Source organism: Priestia sp. JNUCC 25, from assembly GCF_053667915.1.
In genome coordinates, this window is record NZ_CM132211.1 from 2092911 (window position 1) to 2108629 (window position 15719).

A 15719-nucleotide genomic window follows, 5' to 3' on the forward strand; every position below is an offset into this window, starting at 1 on the left:
TACCATATTTATTGGTAATTGCAATCACATAGTATGTGATGAAAGAAAAGATGTGGTACATTAAAGAAAGAACTAATAAGTTTATTTACTATGTCTTATTCACAAGGAGGATATATGATGCCAGATAAATATGCTAGCTTCTCTGAACTTGCCTCTTATGAAGTATACAACCAAGACTACAAAATTCAATTTGAAATCAGACCTTCTAACATTATTATGCTTGCGATACACGGCGGAGGTATCGAAACTGGAACATCCGAACTTGCTGTTGGGCTAGCAGGAAACGAATACTCGTACTATATATTTGAAGGATTAAAGAAAGCAGGAAATGCCGATCTTCATATCACATCCACTCATTTTGATGAACCTCATGCGCTAACTATTATATCGAAAGAAGACTATGTAGTATCTTTTCATGGATACAATGATAAAAGTGAAAAACACACTAAAATCGGCGGTGCTGACAAAGCGTTAAGGTCCAAAGTACATGAAGCGCTTGTTTCCAAAGGTTTTAGTACAGAAATTTTATCAGATCAAGACCCTTTTTCCGGTACAAGCCCTAGAAATATAACCAATAAAACAGCTAGGCGGATGGGTGTGCAAATTGAGATAAGTAAAGCGCAAAGAGAAGCTTTTTTTGCAACTAATACGAGAAATGAACGGAAAAATTCGAAAACCCAGGAATTCTTTGAGTATATATCAGCTATTAGAAGTGCATTTCCTCTTAGATAAATCAGACACGTTTAGTATTTATTAAACAGGTTAGATTTATTACGGACATGTTTGTGGTATACATATAGTAACTACATATACTGGAGGAGATAATCATGAAAACATTTGACCAAGAAGATACCCTAGAACGTCTTAAAGCCTCTTATCGATATTTAAAAAGCGTAGACGTACGGGGAATCAGCACATTAGATGATCAAAAACGAGCGGAAGCTGTGCAGTTAATCGAAGAGATTGGTCTTAAAATATCAGAAATGCGTGTGAAAGTAGAGTGAGAAAAAAGAGAAAGAAGGACATCTGTCCTTCTTTCTCTTTTTCAACAACTATAAACAGGAGATTAGCTATGAATGAGCAATATTATGACGCTTTATTAAATATAAAAACAACGGGAGAACAAAAGGGATTTAATGATTCATTTCATTACCACCGTTATGAACCCACGCCTTATAGTGCATTAGAAACACTTTTCACTCGGTATGAGCTAACAAGCAGCGATAGAATTGTCGACTTCGGGTGTGGAAAAGGAAGGCTAAATTTTTATGTGAACTACCTGTGCAATGCCACCGCTGTAGGGGTAGAAATGAATGAACACTTTTATGAGCAGGCCATAGATAACCAGAGGCGCTATTTAAAAAAAGCCAAGGGTCGCAAACATCATATTCATTTTCAGTGTTGTTTAGCCCAGGAATATAAGATTCATCCACTAGACAACTGCTTTTATTTTTTTAATCCTTTTTCAGTTCAAATTTTTATCCAAGTAGTGAACAATATTTTGCTTTCGTGGGAAGAGAATAAGCGCGAGATTGATTTGATTTTATATTATAGTTCGGAGGATTATCTTCATCATCTCGAAAAACACCCTTCTTTCATTTTAAAAGAAGAGGTAATGCTGCGAGAGTTGGATCGTAAAAACCCATATGAACGGTTTTTGATTTATAAAGTAGCTTATTAAGACGACGTATTTACTGTTTGATAAAGCTGTATCGTGCCGGTTCTATTTAACAAGTCAGCAGGAGGTGGAAAAATATCTGCTGCTTTTATTTATAACTTTTTAGAAATTAAAGCATAACACTTTATTATGTAAGCGCTTTCTGTTATAATGAAATTAGGTTGGATAGCATGCGTGGCTATCGGTGTACTCAGCGCAGGCGGGGCTAGTACAGAAAGAGAAGGCTACATACAAGTTAATAAACATTTAGTGGATAGAAATAAGAACTCTCAAAAACAAATTTATTAATTTGTATGCTAAATCGTAAATTAACAAAAACGGCACTTATGAGAAGGTTTCAGAGAAAAGAACCCAGCATATATTGTATAAGCAATTTTTTTACTCTAAAAAAGGGTAAAGAAATTGCTTATTTATTTTTAAATAAGTGTACAGCTGTTCAGATTTGTTTTGAGATATCTAGCGTTAGTGTATAATAGTAACAAGTATGAAAAGTTGACATTGTGAATTGATTAAAGGGGATTTAAAAATGAGTGAACTAAAAATAGATGATGTAGCGAAGCAAAGCGGTTTAACAAAACGTACAATTCGTTATTATGAACAAATTGGACTGATGCCAGCACCTCCAAGAAGTGAAGGAGGATTTCGTCTGTACACCGAAGAACATGTAGAATTTTTAAAGAAAATTACGAATGCCAAAGAAGTCATGGGTTTTTCGCTTCAAGAATTACAGGAATTTCTTGCTTTAAGTGATACTCTTGAAATACAAAAGATGGATTATAGGCAAGTGAAAGGAACAAGTCAACAAAAAGAAAAGTTAGAGCAAGTGTTACATACGGTAGAAGAGCAGCTCAAGCTGATTGAACAGAAAAAGAAAAATATCTTAAAAGTAGAGTCTGATCTTCTGTCACTGAGAGATCGTGCTAAGACTGCAATTGTAAAATTTGAGCAGGAAGAATCATAAAAAGCAGGCGCATTCACCAGAAGAGTGCGTCTGCTTTTACGGTTTTTATAGGGCATTCATTTATGATTGTGAAGTGTTTTCTTCTAGCTGTACTCCTAAAAGAAGTAGAATAGCCTGTATCCCATCGGCTTTTCCACTGTGAAAGCTTCTTGTTTCAGCATCCAAAGCTTCATTTACAGATTCCATCATATTTGATTCGTACAAGTCTAAAATCAATTGTTTTCCTTCGGGACTCAAATGCAGCTGCCCGCGTTCCTTCATTTTAAACTTCAACTTCTTCAACTCCCTTTCCCATAATACTATTAGTATACAAAATTAATAACATTTACGTAAACGTTAATTTTTGTATGTGGACAGAAGGAACGTATTGAGTATAGGTACTAAGTGAGGTGAGAGATACTTATTATCCTTTGCTTGTTTTAATGTTTGTCAGCTTATATCCGCAAGCTGAGCATGTATAGATAACGTTTTGATTGGACTGAGCAGTTAAAACGGTAGCAAGCTCTTTTTGAGAATGACAGTTAGGACAAATAACAACAGGGGATTTCATGTGATTTTCTCCTTTTCTTTTTTATAGTCAAATTTTATTTTATGTAAAGTTTAATCAAATATCCTTTGTGCTATCAAAAACGACGGAAGACATGTAAAAAAGCATTCTCGCTCAAAAGAAACGGGAATGCTTAAGGTGAGTTTAAAATCCGTCCTGGCTTGCTGTAAATGGAATGTTAAGTCTTCTTTCTACATTGCGTAAGCGCTGATTTAATCTGTTTATACGATCAGTATGTCGCTCCACAACTCGATTTAAACGAGTAATTTCTCTGACTTGCTCCTCATTTTGTCTCTCAAGGGCACGAATTCTTCGTTCAAATCCTCCAAGATTTTGAAGCTGCTGTCTTTCATCGTATTCTTCATGCTGTGGTACGTAAGGGGGATAGTATTGTTGAACTGAGTAATCAACTTGCTGAGGAATGTATCCAGGGTTGAAATAATAAGGGTTCATTAGGGCATCGCTCCTTTTAAATAGTAATTTCAAATCAAACACGATATAACGTATGCGAAGATAAGAAAAATGCTATAGGCACATACCTAAAGACATTCTGTATCTAGAAAAGGAAAGTATTTTTAAAAGTCAAAAGGAGATAGCCGCTCCTTTCTTGAATATGCAAAATAGAAAAGCTTCTTTTTTAGACACTTTATTTAAGAAAGAGGGAAAGTGACTAATGGCTCAAGGAAAACAAAAACCAGCACCTAAAATAGAAGAATCAAAAGCTCCGCCTGCAAAGAAACAAAAGTCGAAGAGCCGAAGCGCTAAAAAAGCGCAGCCTCCTACATCGCCCTGGGTAAAAGTTGCTTCCATTTTATCTAACATTGATTTCATTCGTTTGTTTCGAGTGCTGTTTCTTGCTTTAGTGGTTGCTTTTATTGTGTATCAATATATTTTACTTACAAAGGGAATCTTCATCAAAACATATGCGGCCCTTTGGCATCATCACAAAATGCTCTTGCTGGCTGGAGCTGCATTCATTACCTATACTTCTTTCATTTTTTACCTTGGTTACCGCACCGCTAAAAAACGGTAGAACTGCTCTAGGGGGCGAATAGCATCTATTCTTTGAGCAAACCTTATATGTATATCAGCATAGAGGGGGGAAGAAACGTGGACAAGCAGCGAGCAAAACAAATTGCTGATTCACCCGTTATGGCTAACGTTACGTATAACGATACGGCCGTTTATATTCAACATGTAAGCGAAGAAAATGATACGGTAAGAATTTATCCGCTAGGTCAGCCAGAAAATGAACAAAATGTTTCCGTGAGCCAATTAGTAGAGAATTAAGGTGGATAAATAGAGCTGGTTTTTCAGTTAAATAAAAGCCAGAGCGCTATGTTTTACTCTCTGGCTTTTATTTATTCTTCCCATTTCTTACTGCTGATCTTTTCAATAATTCCATGCAAATCATCGGGCTTATGAAACTCAATCGGGGAAGCGCCTTTTTCAAACAGAATCGATTCCGCTTCAATTAAAGCCACGTAGCGTCCGTTCACTTTCGCTAAGTGAATATTTTCCCCGAAATCAGCTAACAGCCCTTTAATCTCTGTTTCGCCAAGCTTCATTTTTAGCTCGGCATCAGGCGTATGCTCGACGATATGAGCAGCAGCTTCCATAACTTGATGCGTATCCAAACGTTCTTGAAGCTCACGCTTTTCACTTGTTGCCCACAGTTCCATGTCCGATTCAAACTGTTCAAGTTCTAGGCTTTCTGCTTCAAACGTTTCGCTGACGTGTTCACGCACCATATCCATCACTTGTGTTTTCATAATCTCAGGCATCGGCTCGTTGTAGTCAATGAATTTTAAGAAGTCTTCAAAATAACGGGCGTGAGATGCTTGGTGGATGACAAGTTCACTTTCTTCGACCATTCCTTCTTCAGGCATGTAGGGGTATTGAATAGATTTCATGTTTTTAGTAGTAATTGCCATTTCTACGTGACGAATAAGGGTTGATTCATCTGAAATTGAAGCCACTTTTGGTTCGAAGTCACATTTTAAAATAAACACAAAAGCATGATCAAAATATTTTCTTGGAACAGCGGATACAACTAAAAATGCTCCTCCTCGAACGGCTGCAGTATCAAGGTATGCATTGATAAACTGTTCGCTATTTTCTTCAAATTCTTCTTTGGTTGTGGCAAAACGAGTGCGGTGAAATAAATTATAATTAGGGTTTGAGTCGAGAGCGTGTCCTGGTTCAACTATAAAATACCCGAGCTTTGTAGGCACTTGTTCTGCTTTGGGGTGTCGTTCTACTTTACGCTTTACAATTTTTTTAAATTCACCGTCTAAAAAATCTTTAATCGAACTTTCTTCATATTCTTCCGTATCAAGCGTTTGAAAATGCTTATATTGTTTAGAGGCCTGTTCTTCTTTTCCTTCTACTTGTATTACGTAAAATGATAAAAAATTAATTTTAAAATCCATAGCAGTCACCTTGTTTCTTTTTAGTCAGTTACTTCAGTATAAGAAAGAGTCCGGTAAGCGTCAATGCCTGTTAGCTTTAGGGGAAGAAGATCTATTTATACAATTGATCTGCTGAGGAATAGTGTATAAAGCAAAGAATAAGAGAGGCAGGGGGCCTCTCTTATTTATACTGCTCCAACCGTTCAAAAAAGGTTTTGACAAACTTATAAAAAATTTTATCAGAAGGTGCTAAATCACGATTTCGAGGAATAATCATCCCGACTGTACGCTGAAGCTGCGGCGTATGAATAGGAAGTTTAGTCGTAAAACGAGGAGTCGTTTCAGACACTGTGCTTTCAGGAAGAAGCGTGACGCCGATTCCTGCGGATACAAGACCTTTAATCGCATCTAAATCTTCTCCTTCAGATGAAATATTGGGCATGAATCCTGCTTGTTTGCAAGCGTCAAAGGCCATTTTATGTAAAATGAATCCTTTTGGAAATAGCACAAAATCTTCATTTCTTAAATCCCGCAGCCGAATGTTATCCCGTTCAGCGAGCGGATGATGAGAAGGAACAAGGGCTAAAAGATTTTCAGTGAATAAAATATGCCCTTCTATACTCTGGTCCTCTACAGGTACAGGGCCTAAAAAAGCGATATTAATATCTCTTTTTTTAACCGATTCAATTAAAAATTTATACGAACCTTGTCTAAGATGAAAAGCAACATTTGGGTGTTCTTCTTTAAAGGCTGATATAATAGTAGGAAGAAGGTGACTGGCAAGGCTTGTTGGAAATCCGATTTTAATCGTTCCTCTTTCAGGATCCAGGTATTCATCAATTTGTTCTTTCGCATAGTCAATAGCTTTCATAGCCGTCTCCGTATGCTCAAGAAAGACTTTTCCTATTGCTGTTAACTTGACATTTCTTCCTTCGCGTTTGAATAAACTAACACCTAGCTCAGACTCCAGGTTCGCGATTTGACGGCTGATCGCTGATTGAGCTACATGCAGATATTCTGCCGCCTCAGATACGTGTTCTCTTTTTGCAACTTCCATAAAATAGCGTAATTGACGCAGTTCCATAGGCATCCTCCATCTATATATATCAAAATTAGATTAGTTTTATCTAAATTATATATTGTTTATATTGATTTGAAAACTTACAATGTAAACAGGTGATCTTAAAAAGATAAAGAAAACGAACGGGGGAGAAGAAGATGACATACAATCAAATGCCAAAAGCTCAAGGTCTCTACCGTCCTGAATTTGAGCACGATGCATGTGGAATCGGACTATACGCTCAATTGAAAGGCGTAGCGTCACATGATATCGTTAAAAAAGGACTAAATATGCTTTGCCAGCTTGACCATCGAGGCGGACAGGGAAGCGATCCGCTAACAGGAGATGGAGCTGGATTAATGGTACAAATTCCACACGCGTTCTTTAAAAAGACATGCGCTGAATTGAACTTTCCAGAAAAAGGTCGTTATGGAGTTGGAATGATCTTTTTCTCAAATAATGAAGACGAGCGTCGAGAAATCGAAGCTTATATTAATAAATTAATTGAAGAAGAGGGACAAACGTTACTAGGTTGGAGAACTGTACCTGTAAATGTCGGAAAAATCGGAAAAGTCGCAAAAGAAAGCTGTCCGTACGTACGACAAGTATTTGTTGGGGCAAATGACAGTATTCAAGATGACTTAGCGTTTGAACGCAAGCTATATGTTATTCGTAAGCAAGCGGAAAATTGGGCGCAGGCGCGTCAAAACCGTTTTTATTTTACGAGTCTTTCAAGTAGAACAATTGTGTACAAAGGGTTATTAACGCCTGAGCAAGTTGATGCTTTTTATCTTGACCTACAAGATGAAGACTTTACTTCAGCGTTTGCTTTAGTGCATTCTCGCTTTAGCACAAACACGTTCCCAAGCTGGGAAAGAGCACATCCAAACCGTTATTTAATTCATAACGGTGAAATCAATACGCTTCGCGGTAATCAAAACTGGATGAGAGCACGTGAACAGCAGTTTGTTTCGGACGCATTCGGTAAGGATTTGCCGAAGGTTCTTCCAATTTTAGATGCTGAAGGAAGCGACTCATCCATGTTAGATAATGCGCTAGAGTTCTTTGTATTGGCCGGCCGCAAGCCAGCGCATGCAGCGATGATGCTTATTCCAGAGCCTTGGTCTGAGAATCCGCACATGTCAAAAGAAAAACGTGCTTTCTATGAGTATCATAGCGCATTAATGGAGCCATGGGATGGTCCGACTGCTATTTCGTTTACGGATGGAAAGCAAATCGGTGCTATTCTAGACCGTAACGGTTTACGTCCAGCTCGCTATTATGTTACAAAAGATGATTACATCATACTTTCATCAGAAGTAGGTGTCATTGATGTTGAAGATGAAAATGTATTATATAAAGATCGTTTAAGCCCAGGTAAAATGCTTCTAATCGATTTAGAGGAGGGCCGAATTATTTCAGACGAAGAAATTAAATCTGAAATGGCACAGGCTGAGCCTTATCAAGAGTGGTTAGATGAACAGCTGGTAACGTTGCCAGAAGTGCAAGAAGAAAAATCTGAATACTTCGATGATTTGGTCATTCGCCAGAAGTCATTTGGCTACACGTATGAAGATATTCATAAATATTTAGTTCCAGTTATTACAGAAGGAAAAGATCCGCTTGGTTCAATGGGGAACGATACTCCATTAGCCGTGTTGTCTGATCGTCCTCAATCGCTGTTCAATTACTTTAAGCAGCTATTTGCTCAAGTAACGAATCCACCGATTGATGCTATTCGTGAACAGTTGGTTACATCGACAATGACATTGCTTGGTGCAGAAGGGAATCTACTGCATCCAACCAAAGAAAACATTCATCGAATTCAGCTTGAGACGCCGGTTTTAACAAACGATCAAACTGATCAGCTGAAGTCTGCCATTCATCCAGATTTCAAAAGTGCCGTTATATCTGCTGTATTTACAAATGATTTAAAAGCAGATCTTGATCGCGTATTTGCTGAAGCTGAAGCGGCAATTAACGCAGGTGCTAGCATTCTTGTTCTGACAGACCGTGAAGCGGGAGCTCAATCCGTAGCTATTCCAGCTTTATTAGCGGTCAGCGGGCTGCACCAGCACCTAGTGCGAAAAGGAAACCGTACAAAGGCGAGCATTGTAGTGGAAACGGGAGAAGCGCGTGAAGTGCATCATTTTGCAGCGCTGATTGGTTACGGCGCAGACGCAATTAATCCATATCTTACTTTTGCAACATATCAAAATGAAATTAACGCAGGTACGTTGAACGTATCGTATGATTATGCTGTTGAGAAATATGTAAAAGCCGTTACTGAAGGTGTCGTAAAAGTAATGTCTAAAATGGGTATTTCAACGGTGCAAAGTTATCGGGGCGCACAAATTTTTGAAGCAGTTGGAATCAGTGCAGAGGTTATCGAGCAATATTTTACAGGTACTGCCTCGCAGCTTGGCGGTATCGGTTTAGATGTTATTGCAAAAGAAGCAAAAACGCGTCATGACAATGCTTATGTTGAAACAATTGAGCAAACGTTAGAATCAGGAAGTGACTTCCAGTGGAGACACACGGGCGAGCATCATGCGTTTAATCCAAAAACAATTCACACGCTGCAGTGGGCTTGCCGTAAGGGAGATTACAGCTTATTTAAAAAATTCTCTGAATCGGCTAATGAAGAACGCATCGGTTTCTTGCGCAATCTGTTCTCGTTTAATGGATCGCGTTCATCTATCTCCATTGATGAAGTAGAATCAGTTGATTCGATTGTAAAACGTTTTAAATCAGGTGCTATGTCGTTTGGATCTTTAAGTCAAGAAGCTCATGAAACATTAGCGATTGCGATGAACCGTTTAGGGGCACGCAGCAACAGTGGAGAAGGTGGCGAGCATCCTAGCCGCTACACTCTGGATGAGAATGGAGATAATCGCCGCAGTGCGATTAAACAAATCGCTTCTGGGCGTTTTGGGGTGAAAAGTCACTACCTTGTGAATGCGGATGAGCTTCAAATTAAAATGGCACAAGGTGCAAAACCTGGAGAAGGCGGTCAGCTTCCAGGAAACAAAGTATATCCATGGGTGGCAGATGTGCGTGGATCAACGCCAGGAGTAGGCTTAATTTCACCTCCTCCACACCACGATATTTATTCGATTGAAGATTTAGCGCAGCTTATTCATGACTTAAAAAATATAAACCGTGATGCACGAATCAGCGTCAAACTCGTTTCAAAAGCAGGTGTAGGAACGATTGCTGCCGGAGTAGCAAAAGGAGTAGCGGATGTTATTGTCATTAGCGGTTACGACGGAGGTACGGGAGCATCTCCAAAAACAAGTATTAAACATACTGGACTACCGTGGGAACTTGGCTTATCAGAAGCTCATCAAACGCTTATGTTAAACGGTCTTCGTGAAAAAGTAGTGCTTGAAACAGACGGGAAATTAATGACGGGTAAAGATGTAGTCATGGCAGCACTTCTAGGAGCAGAAGAGTTTGGTTTTGCTACGGCGCCTTTAATTGTTTTAGGCTGTATCATGATGCGTGCGTGTCACTTAGATACATGCCCAGTTGGAGTGGCAACGCAAAATCCAGAGCTTCGTAAAAAGTTCCTGGGAGAAGCGGACCACATCGTTAACTATATGAAATTTGTTGCACAAGAAGTGCGCGAAATTATGGCTGAACTTGGATTTAAAACAGTGGATGAAATGGTTGGACGTACAGACGTATTAAGCGTTAGCGAACGTGCAAAAAATCACTGGAAGGCTCAGCACTTAGACTTAACAACTCTTTTATATCAAGCTGAAGGTGTACGTACCTTTAAAACACCTCAAAATCATAAAATTGACGAATCTCTTGATATGCAAAAGATTTTGCCTGCGGTACAGCAAGCAATCGAGCATAAGTATCAAGTCGAGTTAGAACTTCCAATTTCTAATATTAACCGTGTAGCTGGAACAATTGTGGGAAGTGAAGTTACAAAACGTTACGGTGAGAAAGGTTTGCCAGAAGATACGATTACTCTTCGATTCACTGGCTCTGCAGGACAAAGTTTTGGTGCGTTTGTTCCAAAAGGAATGTCTATGTATCTAACTGGAGATGCAAATGATTATATCGGAAAAGGTTTATCAGGAGGTAAAATCATTGTTGCTCCACCTAAGGAAACAACAGCTGTGTCAGGTGAGAATGTTATCGTCGGGAACGTTGCATTTTACGGTGCAACAAGCGGTGAAGCCTATGTTAGCGGGCTAGCAGGGGAACGTTTTGCAGTTCGTAACAGCGGTGTGAACGTAGTGGTTGAAGGAATTGGCGATCATGGCTGTGAATATATGACTGGCGGACGTGTTGTCGTATTAGGCGATGTAGGTAAAAACTTTGGTGCAGGAATGTCAGGCGGTATTGCTTACGTATTTGCTGATGATCAAGAAGCATTCAAAAACCTTTGTAATAAAGACATGATTGGGTTTGAGGGCTTAAAAGGCGAAGAAGCAGAAGAAGTAAAAGAGATGGTTTCAAATCATCTGAAATATACGAACAGTCATAAAGCAGCATTTGTCTTGGAAAATTGGGAACAATCACTTTCAAAATTTGTAAAAGTGATTCCGAATGATTATAAACGCATGATGAATCGCATTGAAGAGCAAAAAGCAGCTGGACTAACGGAAGAAGAAGCAGCTATGAGTGCGTTTGAGGAAAATGCAAAACAAGAAAAGAAAGCATCGGCAAAACAACAAGAAGCGGTAGCTCAGTAAGAAAGGGGAGAGTACGATGGGAAAACCAACAGGATTTATGGAAATCAAACGTGAAAAAGGGAAGGAACGTGACCCGTTAAAACGTTTAGGTGATTGGAAAGAGTATGCTGCTCCTTTATCTGATGAAGCGCTAAGCCGTCAAGGGGCACGATGTATGGATTGTGGCACACCTTTTTGCCACATGGGAATGGATATTAATGCTTTTACTTCTGGATGTCCAATCTATAACTTAATTCCAGAGTGGAATGATTTAGTTTATAAAGGACGCTGGAAAGAAGCTTTAGAGCGTTTAATGAAAACAAACAACTTCCCGGAGTTTACAGGACGAGTTTGTCCTGCTCCGTGTGAAGGTTCCTGTACGCTTGCTATTTCAGATCCAGCGGTTTCGATTAAGAATATCGAACGCGCTATTATTGATAAAGGCTTTGAGAATGGGTGGATTACTCCGCGTATTCCGGAGAAGAGAACAGGCAAAAAAATTGCTGTTATTGGCTCTGGGCCAGCAGGCTTAGCAAGCGCAGATCAGCTGAACCAAGCGGGTCATTCAATAACGGTATATGAAAGAGCAGATCGTGCTGGCGGTTTATTAACATATGGAATCCCAAATATGAAGCTAGATAAAGAAGTAGTGGAAAGACGTGTTCGCTTATTGACGCAAGAAGGTATTGATTTTATAACGAATACGGAAGTTGGAAAAGACATTACTGCTGAAGAGTTAAAAGAACAATATGATGCTGTAATTTTGTGTACAGGAGCTCAGAAGCAAAGAGATCTAGTATTAGAAGGTCGTGAAGCAAAAGGAGTTCACTTTGCAATGGACTACTTAACAACTTCAACAAAAAGCCTTTTAGACTCTAACTTCAAAGATGGTCAATTTATTGATGCTGAAGGAAAAGACGTTATTGTTATTGGAGGCGGAGACACGGGAGCTGACTGTGTAGCTACTGCTCTTCGTCAAAAATGCCGCAGCGTTGTTCAGTTTGGTAAACATCCTCAGCTTCCTGCTGAGCGTACGGCAGATAATATGTGGCCTGAATATCCACATGTATTTAATCTTGAATATGCTTATGAAGAAGCACAGGCAAAATTTGGGGACGATCCACGTGAATATTCAATTCAAACGAAAAAAATCGTGGCAGATGAGCAAGGCAATCTAAAGGAACTTCATACAGTTCAAATGGAAAAAGTAAAAGGTGAAAATGGACAGTACATCTTTACCGAAATTCCAGGAACAGAAAAAGTATGGCCAGCTCAGCTTGTCTTTATTGCGATTGGGTTTGAAGGTCCAGAGCATCCGGTTCTATCAGCGTTTGGTGTTGAAACGAAAAATCGTCGCGTAGATGCAGCGTATGGAAATTACAAAACAAATGTTGAAGGTGTTTTTGCTGCTGGTGACGCTCGTCGTGGGCAAAGTTTAATCGTATGGGCTATTCATGAAGGTCGTGAAGTAGCTAAACAAGTTGATAGCCATCTAATGGGAGCAACTGTATTACCATAACAAAAAACCGTCACAATTGTGGCGGTTTTTTGTTTATCTAGGATTTGGTACTTCATTTCCTCTACGTAAATTTTCAAATGAAACGGTTAAAATCGTGTTGGTAATTCGAACTTGTGAAGCGGGGGAAACGCTGTATAAGTTAAAAAGTTCAAATATCCAGGGGTCACGTTTTTTCAGCTGTCGCGCGGCTTTTTCGACGCGTTCGTTAATAGATCCGCTGTAACTGTTATAGTTATCATCAACAAATCTTACAATGGAACGAAATAAGTATTCTGTTAGTTTGCTATCCATCCCGCCTCGTTGAGCATCTCTGTAGATAGACTGATACTGGCGTTTTAAAATTTTCATCACTCTGTCTACATCGCGTGTAGATCTAACTTCCTCTTCCTCATGCAGGATATAAGAAAATAAGTCTTCATTGTATCTATAAGGTTCTAAATAATTTTCATTCGTAGTAGGAACCACTGGATGGTAATAGCGCGGCATATAGGGGTAAACCCATTGACTGTACATGAAACATTCACACCTTCCTCGTTCATTTCCCATTAGTTTATGCACTAGCGTGCTAGCTGCTGCATGTTTGTTTTAAATAAAATTTAGGAGTTTGATAATAGGACCACCCTCTAAATTCTTGATAAGTCGATACAAAATAAATGTAAATCGGCGTATTTAGCAAGTCTGGATAATGTTGAAAAAACGCTTGGTCTCCGTAAAACATTGCTTCTAAAGCAAGGGGGAGTTCACGACGGAAAATCTGATAACGAAGCTGTGCTTGCTCGCGGCTGAACTCGCCTCCGCTAACAAAAACTTCGCCTTGAATAACTGCCTGTCGATCTGTTACGTGAAGAGCAGCCAGTACTTCATCACGCATATTTTCATCTATCTCCTTGTTGTTATATGAGCATCCGATGCTTAAAAAAAACTGATCGGTTGTATCAGAATGAGTAAGAGTATATTTTCTTCCGGAAACCGGATAGGAGGAAGTAGCAGGGGGAATAAGAGTCGTAGAAAGTTTTGAAGAATTAAACGAACTCATAGTCATTGACACTCCTTTTTTTGAATAAATTTCAATATTATACGGCGCTATGGGCTCAGTTGTGATAAATGTCTACTTTCTTTCTGTAATAAAGGCGTTTTGGTGTACTTTTTGAGAAATCGATGGTAATATTTAACTAAAATTATGCGTGTACAGTCCCCAAGAGTGTCTTCAAAAGCAAATGTGAATGGAGGTTATCACTTGAATATCACAACGTTTGACGGTAGGTATGGAAACTGGCTAACGACTAAAAACCCTCTTCAATTTCAAGCAGCGACTGCCTATGGGAACATTGGGCTGGCTCCTATCTATTGGGGAACAAAAGAAGAAAAAAATGGATGGTATTACATGTATCAGCCTGAAGAAATAACGGGTGTTCAAGTAGAAGGTGAAGTTGATGGTGGTAAGTTTCTCATTCGAATTCCTGATGACTGGAATGGAAAGTTAGTTATGTCAGGAGTTCCAGCTACCAGGGATGAGAAATCAACGGATTTACTGTTCAGCGACTATGTGTTGGCAAAAGGGTTTGCGTTTGCTGCTTCTGATAAAGGAACTCAGGGAGAAGAAGTGCGAGATGATCCATTTGCTAAAGCAAAGAACGCTCTAGTCAAAGAAGAAGACTCCATTAGAAAATGGCATATTCAATACCGAGAAGTGACAAAAATAGCTCAGAGATTTTTGTTTGAAAATTATCGTCACAAACTTCAAAAAGAAGTGACAGAATATTTTGATATAAAAACGTATGCGTTAGGTATTTCTAACGGGGGTTATGTTGTTCGTTATGCTTTAGAAAACGATGGAAAAAATGGAGAGCCTCAGCTTTTTAATGGGGGTGTTGAATGGGAAGGGGTTATGTGGCGAGCTGATCACGATAACTTAATTACTTCCTTAACACCTGTTGTAAATTATGCCGAAGAAGCACTGTACACGGTAGGTGAATCGCAAAAAGAAGCTTTGCACCGTTTGTATCAGGCAGGGTTGCCAAAAGGATCTGAGTTTTTATGGCCATATCATGACCAGTATTATTGGTTTTTAACGCTTAATATATATAGAGATGAGTTTGACAGTCAAGCACCTGGAAGCATTCCATGGCAAAAATACTTGACGCTTTTTGAAAATGGAGTTAGAGATCGTTCGTTAGATTCTATTTTTGAAAAGTATGATTATCAAGAAAGACCCCAAGATGTAAAGCGAAGAGTTCGTGAAATTGAAAATACAGGTGATATTTCCGTTCCGTTGATAAGCATTACAGGGTCGTTAGATGCTCTTATTTTTCCGGATATTCATGCTTATCCTTATGAACAACTGGTAAAAGATTCTGGTAAGCAGCACCTTCATCGTCACTATGTAGTTGAAAATGGAAACCACATTGATAGCTTAGTATGGAATCATCAAATTGACCCAGATCGAAAGCTTCAGCCTCTCCTGCCTTATGTGTATCAAGGATTTGAATTGCTATGTGATTGGGTGGAGAATTTTGAAGAACCTCCGAAAAATAAGAAAATAAGTGCGCCTCTCAAGGAAATGCATGTAAAGGATCTAAAAACAGAGGAAGACGTGCTGCCGTTGACTACAAAGAAAAGCATATCAACAGAAAAATAAATCGCCGAAAACCGTGCCGAAGGTGCGGTTTTTAATTTGGAAAAGCAACGTTTGAATAAAAACAGCTTTGGTGAATACAAAATATTATAGTACGATAAGAATGGAATATACGTTATTTGTTATTTATTTTCATCTATTTAAAATAAAAATAATAAAAACATTGAACAAAACCGAACTTTTGTGTTAGATTAATAACTATAATTCGTACATTTAT

16 protein-coding genes are annotated in these 15719 nt (G+C 38.9%); 9 read left to right on the forward strand and 7 right to left on the reverse strand.

Annotated elements, in window-relative coordinates; translation table 11 throughout:
- The first annotated feature begins 117 nt into the window (after nucleotides 1-117).
- The 4 genes from JNUCC25_RS10595 to JNUCC25_RS10610 all read left to right on the forward strand — a co-directional run bounded on the left by JNUCC25_RS10595 (nucleotide 118) and on the right by JNUCC25_RS10610 (nucleotide 2639).
- Nucleotides 118-732, forward strand: coding sequence for a poly-gamma-glutamate hydrolase family protein (locus tag JNUCC25_RS10595; protein WP_029321439.1), 615 nt, complete (start codon nucleotides 118-120; stop codon nucleotides 730-732).
- A gap of 95 nt (nucleotides 733-827) precedes the next feature.
- Nucleotides 828-1004 carry a hypothetical protein gene (locus tag JNUCC25_RS10600; protein WP_013056791.1) on the forward strand — a complete coding sequence of 59 codons (177 nt, stop codon included), beginning with the start codon at nucleotides 828-830 and terminating at the stop codon, nucleotides 1002-1004.
- A 68-nt stretch (nucleotides 1005-1072) separates the two neighbouring features.
- Nucleotides 1073-1681 carry a methyltransferase gene (locus JNUCC25_RS10605; RefSeq protein ID WP_064471609.1) on the forward strand — a complete coding sequence of 203 codons (609 nt, stop codon included), beginning with the start codon at nucleotides 1073-1075 and terminating at the stop codon, nucleotides 1679-1681.
- Nucleotides 1682-2204: 523 nt separating this feature from the next.
- The gene (locus JNUCC25_RS10610; protein ID WP_013056794.1) at nucleotides 2205-2639 is read left to right on the forward strand and encodes a MerR family transcriptional regulator; all 435 of its coding nucleotides are present in this window, start codon (nucleotides 2205-2207) and stop codon (nucleotides 2637-2639) included.
- Between the two features lie 60 nt (nucleotides 2640-2699).
- Here the strand turns inward: JNUCC25_RS10610 and JNUCC25_RS10615 are convergent, their stop codons facing one another.
- From JNUCC25_RS10615 to JNUCC25_RS10625, 3 genes are all read right to left on the reverse strand, one after another.
- Nucleotides 2700-2912: a hypothetical protein gene (locus tag JNUCC25_RS10615; protein WP_013056795.1), complete on the reverse strand. Its 213-nt coding sequence runs from the start codon at nucleotides 2910-2912 to the stop codon at nucleotides 2700-2702.
- Between the two features lie 130 nt (nucleotides 2913-3042).
- Complete coding sequence (locus JNUCC25_RS10620) at nucleotides 3043-3189, reverse strand: hypothetical protein (protein ID WP_013056796.1); 147 nt, start codon at nucleotides 3187-3189, stop codon at nucleotides 3043-3045.
- Nucleotides 3190-3330: 141 nt separating this feature from the next.
- On the reverse strand, nucleotides 3331-3639 hold the full coding sequence (locus tag JNUCC25_RS10625) for a flagellar hook-associated protein FlgK (protein ID WP_013056797.1): 309 nt from the start codon (nucleotides 3637-3639) through the stop codon (nucleotides 3331-3333).
- A gap of 220 nt (nucleotides 3640-3859) precedes the next feature.
- Here JNUCC25_RS10625 and JNUCC25_RS10630 point away from each other — a divergent pair, with 220 nt between their 5' ends.
- The gene (locus JNUCC25_RS10630; RefSeq protein WP_029321442.1) at nucleotides 3860-4219 is read left to right on the forward strand and encodes a hypothetical protein; all 360 of its coding nucleotides are present in this window, start codon (nucleotides 3860-3862) and stop codon (nucleotides 4217-4219) included.
- A 77-nt stretch (nucleotides 4220-4296) separates the two neighbouring features.
- On the forward strand, nucleotides 4297-4476 hold the full coding sequence (locus JNUCC25_RS10635; protein ID WP_013056799.1) for an H-type small acid-soluble spore protein: 180 nt from the start codon (nucleotides 4297-4299) through the stop codon (nucleotides 4474-4476).
- 71 nt (nucleotides 4477-4547) lie between these two features.
- Here the strand turns inward: JNUCC25_RS10635 and JNUCC25_RS10640 are convergent, their stop codons facing one another.
- Entirely contained in the window at nucleotides 4548-5618 is a 1071-nt protein-coding gene (locus tag JNUCC25_RS10640; protein WP_064471610.1) for a DUF3900 domain-containing protein, read from the reverse strand.
- Nucleotides 5619-5778: 160 nt separating this feature from the next.
- A complete protein-coding gene (locus JNUCC25_RS10645; RefSeq protein ID WP_013056801.1) occupies nucleotides 5779-6681 on the reverse strand; it encodes a LysR family transcriptional regulator in 903 nt (300 codons plus the stop codon).
- Nucleotides 6682-6815: 134 nt separating this feature from the next.
- Between JNUCC25_RS10645 and gltB the strand changes: the two genes are divergently transcribed.
- Both gltB and gltD read left to right on the forward strand, forming a co-directional pair.
- A complete protein-coding gene (gene gltB, locus JNUCC25_RS10650) occupies nucleotides 6816-11369 on the forward strand; it encodes a glutamate synthase large subunit (RefSeq protein WP_064471611.1) in 4554 nt (1517 codons plus the stop codon).
- Between the two features lie 16 nt (nucleotides 11370-11385).
- Nucleotides 11386-12867 carry a glutamate synthase small subunit gene (gene gltD / locus JNUCC25_RS10655; RefSeq protein ID WP_454223254.1) on the forward strand — a complete coding sequence of 494 codons (1482 nt, stop codon included), beginning with the start codon at nucleotides 11386-11388 and terminating at the stop codon, nucleotides 12865-12867.
- A gap of 33 nt (nucleotides 12868-12900) precedes the next feature.
- Here gltD and JNUCC25_RS10660 read toward each other — a convergent pair whose 3' ends face one another.
- Entirely contained in the window at nucleotides 12901-13380 is a 480-nt protein-coding gene (locus JNUCC25_RS10660; RefSeq protein ID WP_064471612.1) for a hypothetical protein, read from the reverse strand.
- 52 nt (nucleotides 13381-13432) lie between these two features.
- Nucleotides 13433-13903, reverse strand: coding sequence for a staygreen family protein (locus JNUCC25_RS10665; RefSeq protein WP_454223255.1), 471 nt, complete (start codon nucleotides 13901-13903; stop codon nucleotides 13433-13435).
- 201 nt (nucleotides 13904-14104) lie between these two features.
- Here JNUCC25_RS10665 and JNUCC25_RS10670 point away from each other — a divergent pair, with 201 nt between their 5' ends.
- Nucleotides 14105-15505 (forward strand): tannase/feruloyl esterase family alpha/beta hydrolase, encoded by a 1401-nt coding sequence (locus JNUCC25_RS10670; protein WP_029321456.1) that lies wholly within the window; start codon nucleotides 14105-14107, stop codon nucleotides 15503-15505.
- The last annotated feature ends 214 nt before the right edge of the window (nucleotides 15506-15719 follow it).

Coding starts and splice junctions, on each gene's coding strand:
- gltD (WP_454223254.1), top strand. CDS start 11,386: ATGGGAAAACCAACAGGATTTATGGAAATCAAACGTGAAAAAGGGAAG.
- JNUCC25_RS10620 (WP_013056796.1), bottom strand. CDS start 3,189: ATGAAATCCCCTGTTGTTATTTGTCCTAACTGTCATTCTCAAAAAGAG.
- JNUCC25_RS10645 (WP_013056801.1), bottom strand. CDS start 6,681: ATGGAACTGCGTCAATTACGCTATTTTATGGAAGTTGCAAAAAGAGAA.
- JNUCC25_RS10630 (WP_029321442.1), top strand. CDS start 3,860: ATGGCTCAAGGAAAACAAAAACCAGCACCTAAAATAGAAGAATCAAAA.
- JNUCC25_RS10605 (WP_064471609.1), top strand. CDS start 1,073: ATGAATGAGCAATATTATGACGCTTTATTAAATATAAAAACAACGGGA.
- JNUCC25_RS10610 (WP_013056794.1), top strand. CDS start 2,205: ATGAGTGAACTAAAAATAGATGATGTAGCGAAGCAAAGCGGTTTAACA.
- JNUCC25_RS10625 (WP_013056797.1), bottom strand. CDS start 3,639: ATGAACCCTTATTATTTCAACCCTGGATACATTCCTCAGCAAGTTGAT.
- JNUCC25_RS10665 (WP_454223255.1), bottom strand. CDS start 13,903: ATGAGTTCGTTTAATTCTTCAAAACTTTCTACGACTCTTATTCCCCCT.
- JNUCC25_RS10660 (WP_064471612.1), bottom strand. CDS start 13,380: ATGTACAGTCAATGGGTTTACCCCTATATGCCGCGCTATTACCATCCA.
- JNUCC25_RS10595 (WP_029321439.1), top strand. CDS start 118: ATGCCAGATAAATATGCTAGCTTCTCTGAACTTGCCTCTTATGAAGTA.
- gltB (WP_064471611.1), top strand. CDS start 6,816: ATGACATACAATCAAATGCCAAAAGCTCAAGGTCTCTACCGTCCTGAA.
- JNUCC25_RS10600 (WP_013056791.1), top strand. CDS start 828: ATGAAAACATTTGACCAAGAAGATACCCTAGAACGTCTTAAAGCCTCT.
- JNUCC25_RS10640 (WP_064471610.1), bottom strand. CDS start 5,618: ATGGATTTTAAAATTAATTTTTTATCATTTTACGTAATACAAGTAGAA.